This window comes from Paraburkholderia sp. JHI869 (assembly GCF_038900775.1).
Classification (GTDB): Bacteria; Pseudomonadota; Gammaproteobacteria; order Burkholderiales; family Burkholderiaceae; genus Paraburkholderia.
This window is the reverse complement of the sequence record NZ_JAYMSC010000016.1, coordinates 115,756-131,086: the sequence shown is the minus strand read 5'-3', so window position 1 is coordinate 131,086 and position 15,331 is coordinate 115,756. Positions and strand designations below refer to the sequence as shown.

The window sequence follows — 15,331 nt, the reverse complement described above, 5'->3', positions numbered from 1 at the left end:
GGGGAAGGGCAAGGCTGGCTTGTAAAAAATTGACGCGCCGGGCGAGCATGCGCCCATGCGCTCAGTAGGCGGACGGGGCCACGCCGAACGCGTGACGGAACGCCCGGTTGAAATGGCTTTGGTCGTAAAATCCGACGCCCTGGGCGACTTCGGCAATGGTTTGCTTGCCGCGCGCCAGCAAGGCGCAAGCGTGCTCCAGGCGCAGGCGAAGCAGCCACGCATGAGGCGTCATGCCGACGGTCTGCTTGAATCGACGCAGGAAATGAAAACGCCCCAGACCGCACAAGGTCGCCAACTCGTCGAGCGTGATTTTCTCGGACAAATGGAACAGGCAATAGTCTTTGAGCCGTTGCCGATGCATTGGAGAGAGCGTCCCTTTAACGGCCATCGGCTCGGTGGCTCCGGACCGGTGAAACAGGAAATACAGCAGGGACAGCCATTCCGACTGCACGGACAGCGCGCAAGCGTCCGGCGACGCTCGCATCGCTTCGTGAAGCCGTGCCAATTGCGCGGCTTGCGTTGGGTCGTCGATCGTCGCGCCTTTCAACTCGGGTTCGCGAGCGGAGTCCGTGAGCTCGATCGCGACGTCTTGCAGCAGGTCGCGGGAGAGCCTGAATGTCTTCAGCGTATAGGCATTGCCGCTTTCCCCGGCTCCGTCATGGATCTCGCCGGGCGGCATCAAGGAAATGCGGCCGGGCCCGAGCAATATGACGTCGCCGTTCACGCATTGGCGCTGAATGCCTTCAGTCACGATTCCGACGTGATAGTCGAGATGGTAATGCCGCTCGAAACTGAACTCCTTGAAACGCCCAACGCCAAGCACCAGTCCCGGAAGGTCGGCGAGCCGTTTGTACTCCACGCCATCGCTCATTTCAAATCACGCAGTCGCTTTTGCGCCAAGGTTAAGGGGCCGCACCAGACTGGAGCGCTAAGGCCTTTTCTGGTGTGGAAAACGAGTATAAGTCAGCGCACAGTGTGGTTGGCATTTCTGGGGAGTGGGCGGGCTACCGGTTTTTCCGCATTACGTTTCACCAGGCGCGGGGAAATTCATTTCGGTCTGGTGCCGTTGCAACGCTTCGTAGCCGCTGCCAAATTAAGTTGCGAGAACAACGAATCCCAATACTGCTAATGCAATGCGAATCATCCAGCGCTTCACTGCGTTCGCAGCGCGACGTCGACCGAACCGTCCGGATGAATGGTGAAGCGGGCTAGCGCGATTGCCTGATACGCATACTCGCGCAAATCGTCGGGAAGCACGGGTAACGGCTGGATGACCGCACGCGCGATGGTGTCGCCGGAAACCACGGAAGGGCTGACAGGCGAGCCGGCGCCGAAGGGCAATTCATCGGCCGGTCCTGAAAGCTCCGTTTATCATAAATATGAAAGTTGAGCGTCGGTTATTTTAAATATTCGATGTGCGAGTGCCGACGAAAGGCTCTCGCGGTTGTTGCGTCGCAGCCGACGTGGCACGATATCGGGTCTGTTCACTGAACGTTTTCGCGACTGCATAAAGAGGGAAGCCGGATAAATGATGCTGTCTTGCCGACTGCGGTGGTATGCCCTCGCGACGTCGCGCACGTTGCGCAGACATTGGCAGTCGCTGTTGCTCTCGGTGCCGCTGTTGCTGCCAGCGATGCCCGTATTTGCCCAGGCCCAGGTTCTGGGTGCGCCGGTACTCGCTGGGCTCGCGCCCTCGCATGGCGTCGAATGGCGGTTCGTCTGGGTGCACATGCTCGAAGCCGTCGCCATGGTGTGGGTACTCGCGCAACGTACCGCCATTACCGGTGGTCCGTTCGCGACTTTCCTCGCGTCGTTGCCTGCCCCCATTGGCCGCCGCCGCGTAGTCGATATTGCGGTCGTGCTCGTCGCAAGTACGCCGCTGCTTCTGCCTGTGGGCGCCGCCGCGGTCGCGCTCGCTTTTCTGCCACAGAAGACCGCGAACTATCTGTTCGTTCTCGATCTGCTGCTGATTGTGCTTGGTTGGCAATTGACAGCGCTGTCGCGCAGCGCGCGCAACGCGATTCCGTTGATCGCGGCGAATGTCGTCCTCGTCGGCGCATTAGAATCGGGTGACGCGATCAGGCTGGCGCTGCTGGTCATGCCATTACTGCTCGCAGCGTTCGCGATCGCCCGCACACCGGCGGCGTCGCCTTCACGCTCAGGATGGCCTGGCGCGCTCACACAGCGCTTCATGGGTTGCGTGCGCGTCAATGGGGCGCCCAGACTTTCGCCTGTGGCCAGGCTGCAGATCGGCATCGTGCGGGATCGGGGCGCAGGCGTCTTCGCGCGTTACCTGGTCATGGGCTCCGTCACAGCCTCGACATGCTTTCTGTTCGGCCTCTGGAATTTCGACGCGCGCGCAGTGCCTCTGACGTTGATTGCGCAGGCCGCGATTGCGCTGATCGCCGCTACGACCTATCGCGATTTGCGCGCGGCTCACCTGCGTGCCGCGCCCTTCATGCGATCGCTGCCGGTTGCGGCGGTGGCGCAGCCGCGTGCCGATATCCTGACCGTCGTCGCGCTGACGCTGCCGTTTGCATGCCTCGCGCCGCTGCTGCTGGTCGCGCACGGTGTTTTGTCGCTGTGGTCGGCTGCGGCTCTGCTGGGAGCGGGCGCGCCGCTGCTTGCGGGGCTGTATCTGCCGCAACGTTACGCGCCCCGACAATCCGTTTTGCTTGGCACGCTGCTGGCCGCGATCTGGGTCGCTGCCGCCTGGCAACTATTTGTTTGATTCTTTCCACCATGCTTCGATTCGAAAACCTCACCAAACGCTTTGGCGAACGCGTTATCTTCCAGGCGCTGAATTACGCATGCGGCGCGGGATGCGTCGCCCTATGCGATGAAAACGGCAGCGGCAAATCCACGTTGCTCGGCATCCTTGCCGGCGCGATCGACGCCGACGAAGGGGAGGTGTGGCTCGACGGACATTCGCTGCGTATGGCCCCGATCGAGGCGAAATCGGCCTTGGCCTACGTGCCCGACGACTGCATGGCGTATCCGTTCCAAACGGGCCAGGCGTTTCTCGAACTCGTGGCGTCGACAAAGAAGGTCGGCGTCGACGCCCGCACGCTCGATCTCGCGCACCGCTTCGGCCTCGCACCGCATCTGGAGAAGCGCTTCGAGCAGATGTCGCTCGGCACCCGCAAGAAAATCTTCCTGACGGCGACCCTGTTGGGCGAGCCCGCCGTCGTGATCGCGGACGAGCCGGGCAACGGGCTCGACGCGGCTGCGCGCGCTGTTCTCGTCGATCTATTCAAGAATCTGGCCAAAGACAGCGCAGTGTTCTTTTCGAGTCACGATTTGCAGCTCGCGCGAGCTTGCGAGGCAAAAGTCACGTCTTTTGCCGATCTAGGTATGGCCGTGTGAGATGCAGACTCGCTCGATCACGTGAAGCAGTCTGCCGAGTGGTGATCGAGCCGCCGCTCTACAGCTACGATGACCGATCGCGATTACGCGCGCGCGTGGCGCCCGTGATCACCGCGACGCCGAGCAGGATCACCGCCACGATCTCGATGGTGTGCTGCGGAACATGCAGCGCCACCAATGCCCACGCCACGCCGCCAATAAAAATGATCCATCCGACCAGGTAGATGAGCAGGGTCATCGTTCGTCTCCTTGTCATTTCGTCGATGGCGGAGTGCACAGCGCGCCATCGACGAAAGCGCGATCAGCAGGCCCGTCTCAGGGCACATTGCGTCGGAGCATATTGCGCGCCTGACGCCGCCGATTGCCGTCATGTCTGACGATAGGGAACACGAGTGGCGCGGAGTTTTACCTCATTCGTTTGGATAACGAAGGATCTAATTGTCGCGATGACGGATCTGCTCGATCTCACGCGCGCAGTTCCTCGTGAACGATCATGGAGGGAAAGAGAATCGCACAGCCCTCGGCTACTAGCCGAAACCGCGCTCGTCGCGCAGGCCATTGTGCTGGAGCAGCAGTGGCGATGGACGACGCATACGTCAACCCGCTCCGCCATAGCGGAATCGAGGAATCGATAAGGTTTGCTAACCAACCAGGTCGACAGTCCTGCCAAACGGCCAGCCGTACCTCAGAAGCCTGCTGTTTCCAGCAGGCTTCTATTCGAGCATCGACTGCGGACTGTTCGGCAGAACAACGCGCGGGCTAGTTAGTGCCCATGCGCCTCGCGGAATCCGGCGTCCTTTTCGAGTCGGCGACCGTGGCTGCCGACGTGAAATCCTGCTGAGATCACGAAGAGGACTCCGGCGAAAGGCCAGATGTAGATGGCCAGCGAGAAGCAAAGCCACAAGGCGTCTTGTGGCGGATACGCCTGGAGTGCCCAGACAAGACAGGCAACTGGCAACAGCATCAGACACAACGCCGACCGGGTGAGAAAAGTGGCGGCTCTTGCTTTCTTTAGCGTCTCTGCTTGCATGCCTGGCTCCATAGGGAATGGCATTGGGATATAGAGTCGCACGGCGACCATTTGTCGCATACTTAGTAATATCCCTGACAGGTGTTATTTTGCGCAGCGCAATTTCTCACAAGGATTCGCGATGCTACAGAGCCCTTCCGAATCGATCGTAGTTCTGATCGACTTGCAAACGAGACTGATGCCTGCGATTTACGAAGGGGCCTCTGTTGTCGCTCAGGCCGTTCGGCTCGGGCGCATCGCTCGGGGACTTGATGTTCCCGTTATCGGGACAGAGCAAAATCCAGGCGCACTCGGCGAGAGCGTGAGGGAGATAAAAGCCCTGTGCTCGATCACTGTTGCAAAGCACCATTTCGACGCTACTGCCGATGGTTTGATCGACGCACTGCCTCGCGGGAGAACCCGAGTTATTGTCGCGGGATGCGAGGCGCATGTCTGCGTACTGCAAACGGTGAGCGGATTGCTGGATCGCGGGCTATCGGTCACTCTCGTTGTCGATGCAGTCGGTTCGCGCAAAATCGTCGACAGAGAAGCGGCGATTTCGCGGCTCAACAAAGCGGGCGCCGATGTGGCGACGGTCGAGATGGTCGCGTTCTCGAGATGGTCGCGTTCGAATGGTTGCGTTCCAGCGAGCACCCGCGGTTCCGCGACATACTGCAATTGATCAAATAACCGGCGAGACCTTGCTCGATCATCGGCAAAATGCGGCGCCAGTGAGCAAGGCAAGCATCGTAGACGGCGAGAGATACTCGACGAGCGTCCATGCAATAAGCACGACGAATGAAGCGGTCAGCGTCACATGCACGATGCGCATGGTCGACGCCTCGCTCACGAAGGCTGGCCTGCGATCATGACGCGCGGCGCCACCCGCTCGTCGTCGATCGGCAAGTGCATCACGCCTGCGATGATGCCGAGCGCAATCGATCCTTGCCAGAGCAGGCTGTAGCTATGCGTTGCATCGAACACCATGCCGCCGAGCCACACGCCAAAGAAGCTCCCGATCTGATGCCCAAGAAACACAAAGCCGAAGAGCGTCGAGATATAACGCACGCCGAACATTTGCGAAACGATCCCGCTTGTCAGGGGCACGGTGCCGAGCCACATGAATCCCATCGCGAATGCGAACACATAAAGCGTGAGGGGCGAGAGAGGCAGCGTGACGAACAGCGCCATCACGCCGGCCCGTGCGAAGTAGATACCCGAGAGCAGATACTTGCGCCGCAGGAAGCCTCCCGCGTAACCGCATAGAAACGTGCCCGCGGTGTTGGCCAGCGCGATCAGCGCGAGCGCGAGACTCGCTTCGCGCGCGCTCATGCCTTTGTCGAGCAAATAAGCGGGCAGGTGCGCACCGATGAACGCGAGCTGGAAGCCGCACGACAAAAAGCCCAGATTGAGCAGCCAGAACCCACGATGCGCAAACGCTTCCCCCATCGCGCGGCGCAATGTCTCGTGCGAATCCATCGCGCCGCTGCGCGCCACCGGCCGATCGTGCAGCCATGCCGCGAGCGGGGCGCTTGCGAGCATGACGGCCGCGAGCACGAGAATGGCCGTGACCCAGCCGAATCTGCCGATCATTCCTTGCGTGAGCGGCACTACGCAGAACTGGCCAAGGCCGCCGAACATGCCCGCCACGCTCAGCGCCCAGCTACGCTGATCGGCGGGAAAGAGCCGCGAGAGCGCGCCATAGACCGCGCCGAACGCCGTCCCGGACAGCGCAACGCCGAGCACCACGCCCACGCCGAACGTGTAGACACCGGGCGTCGCGCTCAGCGCCATCATCGCGAGGCCAAGCGCATAGAGCAGGGCGCCCGCGAAGATCACACGCGCAGAGCCGAAGCGGTCGGAGATCATGCCCGTGAGCGGCTGTGCAACGCCCCACAGCAGGTTTTGCAGCGCGAGCGCAAGGCCGAACGTCTCGCGCGGCCAGCCGCGGTCCAGCGTGACGGGCAGCAGAAAAAGCCCTTGCACGTTGCGCACGCCGAGGGCCGCGCCCATCACTACGCCGCCCGCAATCACGAGCAGCCAGCGGCGGCGCCATGCATCGTCCATTCCGGTCATCGTTCGCCTCCTCGCACTGGGCGCTTCGCTGTTGCGCAGCGTTGCGCCTAGTAGAGCGCGCAGAGGCGATTCGGCTCAAGCGAGTTTTTGGCACGCTTCGCATGAGTAATGATCATGCGATCGGGCTTTGGCGAGCCTGTTCGACGATCCAGTCGATGACGGCGCGCACGTCATCGCGCGGGGTTTCGTCGGCCCGATGCAGCCAGTAAGCGTAGCCAGTCGGGCCCACGGCGCGCGCCTTGCCGATGGCGGCGAGCCTGCCGTCGGCAAGCAGTGGCTGAACGAGCGCGAGGCGACCGAGTGCGATGCCGCGGCCGGCAATGGCGGCCTGGATGACCTGATCGTACTGGTTGAAACGCAGCACGCCGCGTTGAGGCGCGCTGTCGAGGCCGCGCGCGCCCAGATGATCTGCCCAGCGCAGCATCGGGCGGCGCACGCCGTCGAATTCGAGCAGCACGTGGCGCGCGAGCGTGGCGGCGTCGAGCTTCTTCACGTTCAGCGAAGGATGCGCCACCGGCAATACGTATTCGTCATACAGGTGCACCGCGCGATCCGCTGTTTGCGCAGCGATGCGCGCGGGCGCGTAGCGCAACGCGAGATCGATGCTCTCGGCGCGCAAGTCGAGCACCTTCTCGGACGTCGCGAGGCGCAGATCGATTTCGGGAAGCAGGCGCTGCAGCTCGCCGATACGCGGCAGCAGCCACAGGCCGGCAATGCCGATGCTGGCGGTGATCGTCACGGGCTGGCGAGTTTGGGGCGTGGCCAGCGCGCCGACGATTTCCTGCATCTGCTGCACCGCGCTGTCCGAAACGCGCAGCAGGCGCTCGCCCTCCGGCGTGAGCGTGATCGAACGATAGCCACGGTTGAAAAGGCGCACGCCCAGCGCCTCTTCGAGCGCGGCGATCTGGCGGCTCACGGCGGATTGCGTCACGCACAGGTCGTCGGCGGCGAGCGTGATGCTCATGCGCCGGCCCACGGCAACGAAACCGCGAATGAGGTCGAGGGAAGGGAGTTTCACGAGCGGCACTGACATGCGCGTTCCTCATGCGAAGACTGCGCAAAGATTGATTGATGCGGCGGGCGAGGTCAAGTGAAATCGAGGCTCCAGTTTCCTCGTGGAGCCCGTTCATGCAATCAGCCGATTCACGCGAGGCGCGTCCTCTTGCCGTCGCTGTCACCGCCGCCGATGGCTTTACGCTCCGCGCTTATGTGTGGCGCCACCACGCGAGGTTTGACGCGGACGAGGCGCGTCCGGTCGTCATCGTCAATCCGGCCACGTCCGTGCGCTGCCATTACTATTTCCGCTTTGGGGCGTGGCTGCATCAGCAGGGTTTCGACGTGCTGGTCTACGACTACCGTGGCATCGGCGGTTCGCAGTCCGTCGAACTCGCAACGCTCGATGCGAGCTGGCTGGAGTGGGGCGAGCGTGATTTCGAAGCCGTGCTGCGCTACGCGCGAAGCACGTTCCCCGGGCAGTCGATCGACGTGGTGGGGCATAGCATTGGCGGTTTCCTGATCGGGCTTGCGCCGTCGAATCATCTCGTTCGCCGCGTATTCACCGTCGGCACACAGTACGCATATTGGCGCGATTACGCGCCGCGCAGCATGCCGCTCATGCTCTGGAAATGGCATGTCGTCATGCCCGTTTTGACCTGCCTGAAGGGCTATTTCCCCGCATCGTGGTTTGGATGGATGGAGGACACGCCGCGCGGCGTCGTGAACAACTGGAGCCGCAGCCGCGCCCGCTTTGAAGATACGCTACGCACAGGGCCGCTCGCGCGCACGCCAGCACAGTGCGCGCAGATTGTCGCTCGCTTTGGCAAAATGCATGCGCCGATCCTCGCCGTCAGCTTTTCAGATGATCCATTCGGCACGATCCGGGCAATCGAACGCACGCTGCGATACTTCACACATAGCGACTCGATTCACGTGCGCATCGCGCCGGCCTTGGTGGGCGAGCGGAGCATCGGACACTTCGCATTCTTTCACTCGCGGTTCGAGCGCAGCCTGTGGCCCGTCGCGCTGCATTGGCTGACCGATGGCAACGCCATCGCGCCGAGCCTGGCGACTCCGCACCCGAGTTCCAGCCACGCCGAAGTCGAGAGCGATTCGCGCAGGAACGCAATGCCCGTCGCCACGCCGATTGGCACGCGCAAATAGGGTTGCGCAGTCTCGGTGCGTGTCGACGAACCGCATCAGGAGGCGACGCGCAATGCGTCTTCCTTTTGCGAGGCGAAGCGGTTCTCGGGTCGGGGCAGGCCAAGATGCTCGCGCAAAGTACGCCCGGTATATTCCGTGCGAAAAAGCCCACGGCGCTGCAATTCGGGCACCACGTACTGCACGAATTCGTTGAGACCGCCCGGCAGCCATGGCGACATGATATTGAAGCCGTCGGCGCCTTCTTCCTCGTACCATTGCTGTAGCTGGTCGGCAATGCTTTGGGGCGTGCCGATTACCTGCTGATGCCCGCGCGCGCCCGCAATGCGCAGATAGAGATCGCGTATCGTGAGATTGTCGCGCCGCGCGAGATCGAGCAGCAAGCGCTGGCGGCTTTTCCCGCCATTGGTTTCCGGCAGGTCGGGTACGGGGCCATCCACGGGATACTGCGAGCGGTCGAGGCCGCCCGACATGTTCGAGAGCAGTTGAAGTCCCACGCTTGGATGGATCAACGACTGCAATGCGTCGAACTTCTCCTGCGCTTCTTCCTGTGTGCGCCCGATCACGGGGAAAATGCCCGGCATGATCTTGAGATGCTCGGGGCGGCGGCCGTAACGCGCGAGCCGCCCCTTAACGTCGCGATAGAACTGCTTTGCTTCATCGAGCGTTTGATGCGCGACGAAAATCACTTCGGCGGTTTGCGCCGCGAGCTCCCTGCCAGCTTCCGACGCGCCCGCCTGCACCACGACGGGCCAGCCTTGCGGGGAACGCGCGACGTTCAGCGGTCCACGCACCTTGAAGTGCTTGCCGCGATAGTCCAGCGTGTGCAGTTTCTCGGGGTCAAAGTAGATGCCGCTCGCCTTGTCGCGGATGAAAGCGTCATCTTCCCAGCTGTCCCAAAGGCCGGAGACCACGTCGTAGAACTCTTTCGCGCGCTCGTAGCGCACGGCGTGATCGAGATGCTTGTCGAAGCTGAAGTTGTGCGCTTCGGTTTCGGTGCTCGAAGTCACGAGATTCCAGCCCGAACGCCCGCCGCTCAGATAGTCGAGCGAGGCGAATTTGCGGGCCACGTTATAGGGTTCGTTGAATGACGTCGACACCGTAGCGATGAGCCCGATGTGTTTCGTGACCACCGATAGCGCGGAGAGCAGCGTGATCGGCTCGAAATGATCGGCGCGCGCGGTGCGCGAGAGCGAAGGCAGGTGCGTGTCGCGCACGCTCACGCTATCGGCGAAAAAGATGGCGTCGAATTTGGCGCGCTCGGCCGTTTGCGCCAGCTCCGTGTAATGTGCGAAATCGAGGCCGGCGGCTGCGTGCGCGTCGGGGTGACGCCACGCGGCGATATGGTGGCCGGTCTCCATCAGGAAGGCGCCGAGACTCAATTGGCCAGGGCGTCGTGGTGCTGCGCTCATGTGTGCTCCTCGAATCGTGATTGGCATTCGCTACGCAATGGCGTGCAAGGATTCAATGCGTGAGTGGCTTGTGCGCCGTGGCGATGATCATGCGCCGCGTGAGCGCATAGCCGCGCGCGCTGCGATGCGGTTCGAGCGCGCTCGCGAGGCGTGCTCGCACGCGCGCGATGTCCTCGGGCGCGAGCGAGGAAAGAAAATTGCCGAATGAACTCGACTGGCTGAAAGCGAGCACGTCGTCGACGTTGTCGAAGGTATCGGCGAATGCGCGAATTTCGTTGTGCGTCACCTCGAAGCCTGCGTTCTGGAGCAGGGCTGCCGAGCGCTCGCGCGTGAGCTTGTTCGGCGCGCCGATTCCAGCGCGCTGCCATTCGGGTTCTCCTGCGAAGATCGCGCGCAGAACGACTTGCAGATCGTGCGGCGCCTCTTCCGGCATGGTCGTGAAGCCGATGCGCCCACCAGGCTTGAGCACGCGCCACGCTTCGCGCAGCGCCTGCGCCTGATCGGGAATCCAGTGAATCACGCTGTTGAGATACGCCACGTCGTAGTGCGCGTCGGGCACCGTTTCCAGCGCTTCGGCGCGGCCAACGCGCGCGGCGAAGCGGCCCTGCGCGCGCTCGAGCGCGCGTTGCACGCGTAGCGGCAGCGGATCGAGCCCAAGCACTTCACCGTGCGCGCCCACGCGCTGGGCCGCGGATTCGGTCAGGCGGCCCGTGCCGCAACCCACGTCGAGCACGCGTTCGCCTTCGCGCAAGCCGAGCACGTCGAGCAGTTGCAGACCGTGATGAAACTGGCGAATGCCGAGCCGGTCGTATTCTTCGACGAGCCTGGCGGAGTCGAGTTGAAGGCTGGGCGCGTTCGACATATCGTGGTCCTGACCAAAGTTGGGCACGGCCATTCTTGCCGATCGGTTTTCTCACCACAAACAAGCAATTGAGCTATTCATAGTTGCGCGCGTGCGTTCGCGCGTCTAAGCATTCCAGAAATGCTTGCTTGGCCGCATGGAGTCGGGAGTGAATATCTCCCTTGCTGCGCGGCCTTGAATGTCTATCGCGACGATTCCACTGCTACAGCAGATTTTCAGGCGCGCCAGGCGCGCGCTTATTCCTCAATCGAACGAATGACGCGTGCCGGATTCCCGCCAACAAGCGTATTCGGCGCAACGTCCCTGGTGACCACCGAGCCGGCGGCCACCACCGAGTTCTCGCCGATCGTTACGCCGCCGATTACGGTCGCGCCCGCCGCGATCCAGACGTTTCTCCCGATCGCGATGGGCCTGGCGGTGACGCCGTCGCGGCGGCGCGAAGGATCGATGGGATGCCCGGACGTGATGAGGCTGACGTTCGGGCCGATCAATACATCGTCGGCAATGTCGAGGCCGCCCAAGTCATAGAACGTGCAATTCTGGTTGACGAAAACATTGCGGCCGACGCGAATATCCGTCCCGCCAGTCGTGTAGAACGGCGGGATCAGCAAAACGCTCTCGTCGACCGGTTTGCCGATGAGTTCACTGAACAAGGCTCGGACTTCATCGGCATCGTTGAAGGTCAAGCGGTTGATCCTGGCGGTGATCGCCATCGCGCGTTTGAGGTTCTCGGTCATGGCCGCGGATTCCGGCGTTCTCCTGAGAACGATCGTGGTGCGATCATCGTTTTGCATGCGTTGTTGTTCTCCAGTCATACGCCGGTTGGTGCGCCTTAGAGGTTGATTTGCCCACCCATTTCGACAACCCGGTTCGCGGGCAGGCTGTAATACTCGGCCGCCTGCGCCGCGTTGCGCGCCATGAACGCAAAAAGCTTCTCGCGCCATAACGCCATCCCTTTGCTCTGTGCCGTTGCGAGGATCGTGTCGCGGGCCAGGAAGAATGACGTTGCCGCGGGCTCGTATTGCCAGGCGGGTATCTGTTTCTGCACGAGCACAAGCAATGCAGGCACGTTGGGTATTTCCATGAAGCCGTGACGCGCGGCGACCGCGTAGCATCCGTGCCCAAGATCGCTAACCGAGACCTTCTCGTTTTCAGGCACGTGCGGAACGTTCTCTGTCGTGCCGGCCAGAAAGATATTGGTCTCGTGCATCACGCCGTTATGCTTGAGATTGTGCATGAACGCGCTCGGCGTCATGTCGGGCACGCCGCCCGGAAACACCGCCGTTCCTCCCACGCGGGGAGGCGGGTGCGATCCGTCACACAGCGAGTGAATGAATGCCGGCAGCGGCAGGTTATCGCTTTTCACGCGCTCGACGACCATTTCGCGCCCGCGATGCCATGTCGTCATGACGGTGAACAGCACGCCGCCTGCCAGCAGTGGAAACCAGCCGCCATCGAGGACCTTGCCCGCATTGCTCGCAACGAATATCGCATCGACAACGGCCAGCGGCCCGATTACGGCCACCGTTGCGAGCGGTTTCCAGTTCCACAGACAATGGGTGATGAAGTACATGAGCAGCGTCGTCAACAGCATCGTCGAGGCGACGGCAATGCCGTAAGCGGCGGCGAGGTTATCGGAAGACCGGAAGAACACGACAAGGAATACGACCGCGGCATAGAGCGAGATGTTGATGAACGGCACGTAGACCTGTCCCACTTCGTGCGTCGAAGTGTGAATGACGGGGATGCGGGGCAGTAAGCCCAACTGGACTGCCTGCTTCGTCATGGAAAACGCGCCGGAAATGACGGCCTGCGATGCGATGATCGTCGCGAGCGTTGCCAGCAGCACCAAAGGCAGCAGCGCCCAGCCCGGCGCCTGGGAGAAGAACGGCTGCGTGAGCGCCGAAGGCGTCGAGAGCACGAGCGCGGCCTGGCCAAAGTAGTTGAGGATAAGGCTTGGCAGGACGAGCAGCAGCCACGCGAGCCGGATGGGCGTCTTGCCGAAGTGTCCCATGTCCGCGTAGAGCGCTTCGCCCCCCGTCAAGGCGAGGAACACCGAGCCGAGCACGACGAACGCTGTACCGGGTGCGTGCGCAACGAAGCTCAAAGCATACGACGGCGATGCGCCCCGCAATATGCCGGGGTTGCGTGCGATATGTGAGACGCCGAGCACGGCCAGCGTCAGGAACCATACGATCATGACCGGGCCGAAAACTTTTCCGACCGTGGCGGTGCCGCGCTTTTGAAGCTTGAACAGGCCGGTCAGGATAACGAGTGCGATGGGCACGACCCACGTGGCTAGATGAGGATCCACGAGTTCGACGCCTTCCACTGCCGAGATGACCGAAATGGCCGGTGTGATCATCGAGTCGCCGTAGAACATCGCGGCGCCGAAAACGCCGAGCGTCAGGAGCACGGTGCGCAGCCGCACGGGCGCCACGCGAGCAGCCAACGCCGTGAGCGCCAGAATGCCGCCTTCGCCGTCATTGTCCGCACGCATGACGAAGCTCACGTACTTGAGCGTTACGACAATGATGATCGACCAGAGGATCAGCGACACGATCCCGAAGACATTGGTCTGGCTGATTCCGCCGGCGGCTTTCAGGCATTCGCGCAACGTGTAGAGCGGGCTGGTTCCGATGTCGCCGAAAACCACGCCTATGGCGCCCAGAATGAGGGCGGGGGGAACGTCTGCAGTTTGACTGGATGTACGCGCGGAGATAAAGGCCATAGATAAGGAAAATGAAATTCGACGTCCCTTGGGACGGGGCGTGGAGTGCAAACGTCAGGCCTGGTGTTGCGACGGGGGCAGGTAACGCGGCGTCACGAAGATTGCGATCGGGAGACCGGCGTTTCGTCTGCTACGTCCGCTGGATTTTTGCCGGCGGGCGGTCGCGTGAGATTCCATATCCCCCAGACTGCAATCAGAAGGGCCCCGCCAAAGCCGCAACCCAGGAGGAGCCAGGTCATCGTCATGTCGTATTCCCAATGTGTGGTCGAATGCGCGGCGGGAGAGCGCGTCTGCACCCGCACGCTACAATCGCTCGACAGATACTACAGGCGCATCCTTTCAGAACGCATGACCCGTCTCTCGACGCTCAAGGAATCCGTTTCGCGAGGCCTGCGCCGGCTCGCCCTATGGGGCCCCGGGCTCCTCGTGATGCTTGCCGACTGCGATGCCGGAAACGTCGTGACCGCCGCGCAGGCCGGCGCGCAAACGGGGCTGCGCCTCTTGCCCGTGCTGCTCGCACTCGTCCCGCTGCTCTACATGGTTCAGGAACTGACCGTGCGCCTTGGCATCTTCACGGGGCGCGGTTATGGCGAGCTCATCCGTTCGCGCTTCGGACCGGTGTGGGCGGCGCTGGCCGCGGCCGGACTCGTCGTCGCTGTGCTAGGGTCGCTCGTGACCGAGTTCACCGGTGTCGCCGGCGTGGGGGAAATGTATGGCGTATCGCGTTCCGTCACGCTGCCGCTCGCCGTCATCCTGTTGACCGGTATCGTGCTTACCGGCTCGCACAAACGCGTAGACCGCATCGCCATTGCCATCGGTGCATTCGACCTGACGTTTTTCGCCGTCGCATGGAGTGCGCGTCACAAGCTTCAGGTCATGGTTCCGCAGATGACTCACCTGGCAGCGGGCGGACGCGAAGCCGGTTATCTGGCGGCGGCGCTCATTGGGGCGACGTTCAATCCGTGGATGGTGTTCTATCAACAGGCGGCGGTTGCCGATAGCCTCACGGCAAAGGACTTCACGTCGGCGAGAGTCGAGACGGCGGTCGGCGCGGTCCTCACGCAATTGCTCACGGCAGCGGTGCTCGTCGCCGCTGCAGCGACGTTGTCGGCGCATGGCGAGCCGCGCGCTCTCGACAGCATTGGCGAAATCAGCAATGCACTCGTTGCCGTAACGGGCCCGTTTGCAGGCCGCCTCCTATTTGGCGCGGGCGTGCTCGGTGCGGCGCTCGTGGCGGCCATCGTGAGTTCTCTGGCGCTCGCATGGGGACTCGGCGATGTGTTCGGCTACAGGGCGTCGCTCGAGGAACGTCCCGGCCGCGCGCCCTGGTTCTATGGTGCGTATGTGCTGGCCGTGGCGGGCAGTGCCTGGGCTGTCTGGCTCGCGCCCGACCTCGTTTCGCTGAACGTGGCGGCGCAGGTGGTCAACACCTTGATGTTGCCGCTCGTGTTGGGATTGCTCGTTGCACTGAGCCTCACGGCGTTGCCTCAACGGTATCGGCCTCGCGGGGTGTATCTGTGGCTCGTTATTTTCGTCGGGGCAGTTGTGTGTGCCGCAGGGGCCTGGGGCGCCGTGCAGGGGCTGCGTCCTTCACTCGCGATGCCTGGCTCAAAGATTTTTAAATAACGCGAAGTAGACGGCGGCAAACACCAGGACAATGCCGATATTCACGGCCAGCCGTAGCCAGAACAGGTTCTTGAGGAAAATAACATCCACGC

15 protein-coding genes and 1 pseudogene are annotated in these 15,331 nt (G+C 62.3%); 5 read left to right on the top strand and 11 right to left on the bottom strand.

Features of this window, described 5'->3' with window-relative positions; all coding sequences use genetic code 11:
• Positions 1–61 precede the first annotated feature (61 nt).
• A complete protein-coding gene (locus VSR72_RS25510) occupies positions 62–871 on the bottom strand; it encodes an AraC family transcriptional regulator (protein WP_342955126.1) in 810 nt (269 codons plus the stop codon).
• Positions 872–1,152: 281 nt separating this feature from the next.
• Positions 1,153–1,341 carry a hypothetical protein gene (locus VSR72_RS25505; protein ID WP_342955125.1) on the bottom strand — a complete coding sequence of 63 codons (189 nt, stop codon included), beginning with the start codon at positions 1,339–1,341 and terminating at the stop codon, positions 1,153–1,155.
• 187 nt (positions 1,342–1,528) lie between these two features.
• On the opposite strand from VSR72_RS25505, the gene VSR72_RS25500 reads away from it, so the two are divergent.
• The gene (locus VSR72_RS25500) at positions 1,529–2,731 is read left to right on the top strand and encodes a hypothetical protein (protein WP_342955124.1); all 1,203 of its coding nucleotides are present in this window, start codon (positions 1,529–1,531) and stop codon (positions 2,729–2,731) included.
• Between the two features lie 11 nt (positions 2,732–2,742).
• Positions 2,743–3,366 carry an ABC transporter ATP-binding protein gene (locus tag VSR72_RS25495; RefSeq protein ID WP_342955123.1) on the top strand — a complete coding sequence of 208 codons (624 nt, stop codon included), beginning with the start codon at positions 2,743–2,745 and terminating at the stop codon, positions 3,364–3,366.
• 64 nt (positions 3,367–3,430) lie between these two features.
• On the opposite strand, the gene VSR72_RS25490 is transcribed toward VSR72_RS25495, so the two are convergent.
• Entirely contained in the window at positions 3,431–3,604 is a 174-nt protein-coding gene (locus VSR72_RS25490) for a hypothetical protein (protein WP_342955122.1), read from the bottom strand.
• A gap of 525 nt (positions 3,605–4,129) precedes the next feature.
• Complete coding sequence (locus VSR72_RS25485) at positions 4,130–4,396, bottom strand: hypothetical protein (protein ID WP_342955121.1); 267 nt, start codon at positions 4,394–4,396, stop codon at positions 4,130–4,132.
• A gap of 121 nt (positions 4,397–4,517) precedes the next feature.
• Between VSR72_RS25485 and VSR72_RS25480 the strand changes: the two are divergent.
• Positions 4,518–5,065: pseudogene (locus VSR72_RS25480) on the top strand (isochorismatase family protein).
• A gap of 19 nt (positions 5,066–5,084) precedes the next feature.
• On the opposite strand, the gene VSR72_RS25475 reads toward VSR72_RS25480, so the two are convergent.
• The 3 genes from VSR72_RS25475 to VSR72_RS25465 form a co-directional block, all read right to left on the bottom strand.
• A complete protein-coding gene (locus VSR72_RS25475; protein ID WP_342955120.1) occupies positions 5,085–5,207 on the bottom strand; it encodes a hypothetical protein in 123 nt (40 codons plus the stop codon).
• Positions 5,208–5,221: 14 nt separating this feature from the next.
• Positions 5,222–6,451, bottom strand: coding sequence for an MFS transporter (locus VSR72_RS25470; protein WP_342955119.1), 1,230 nt, complete (start codon positions 6,449–6,451; stop codon positions 5,222–5,224).
• A 112-nt stretch (positions 6,452–6,563) separates the two neighbouring features.
• Entirely contained in the window at positions 6,564–7,484 is a 921-nt protein-coding gene (locus VSR72_RS25465) for a LysR substrate-binding domain-containing protein (protein ID WP_342955118.1), read from the bottom strand.
• A gap of 95 nt (positions 7,485–7,579) precedes the next feature.
• On the opposite strand from VSR72_RS25465, the gene VSR72_RS25460 reads away from it, so the two are divergent.
• Positions 7,580–8,611, top strand: coding sequence for an alpha/beta fold hydrolase (locus VSR72_RS25460; protein WP_342955117.1), 1,032 nt, complete (start codon positions 7,580–7,582; stop codon positions 8,609–8,611).
• A gap of 35 nt (positions 8,612–8,646) precedes the next feature.
• On the opposite strand, the gene VSR72_RS25455 is transcribed toward VSR72_RS25460, so the two are convergent.
• The 4 genes from VSR72_RS25455 to VSR72_RS25440 form a co-directional block, all read right to left on the bottom strand.
• Positions 8,647–10,020, bottom strand: a complete 1,374-nt coding sequence (locus VSR72_RS25455; protein WP_342955116.1) for an LLM class flavin-dependent oxidoreductase — start codon at positions 10,018–10,020, stop codon at positions 8,647–8,649.
• A 52-nt stretch (positions 10,021–10,072) separates the two neighbouring features.
• A complete protein-coding gene (locus VSR72_RS25450) occupies positions 10,073–10,882 on the bottom strand; it encodes a methyltransferase domain-containing protein (protein ID WP_342955115.1) in 810 nt (269 codons plus the stop codon).
• Positions 10,883–11,118: 236 nt separating this feature from the next.
• Positions 11,119–11,676 (bottom strand): sugar O-acetyltransferase, encoded by a 558-nt coding sequence (locus VSR72_RS25445; protein ID WP_342955114.1) that lies wholly within the window; start codon positions 11,674–11,676, stop codon positions 11,119–11,121.
• Between the two features lie 38 nt (positions 11,677–11,714).
• Positions 11,715–13,613: a potassium transporter Kup gene (locus VSR72_RS25440; RefSeq protein WP_342955113.1), complete on the bottom strand. Its 1,899-nt coding sequence runs from the start codon at positions 13,611–13,613 to the stop codon at positions 11,715–11,717.
• Positions 13,614–13,961: 348 nt separating this feature from the next.
• On the opposite strand from VSR72_RS25440, the gene VSR72_RS25435 reads away from it, so the two are divergent.
• Positions 13,962–15,239 (top strand): divalent metal cation transporter, encoded by a 1,278-nt coding sequence (locus tag VSR72_RS25435; protein WP_342955112.1) that lies wholly within the window; start codon positions 13,962–13,964, stop codon positions 15,237–15,239.
• The last annotated feature ends 92 nt before the right edge of the window (positions 15,240–15,331 follow it).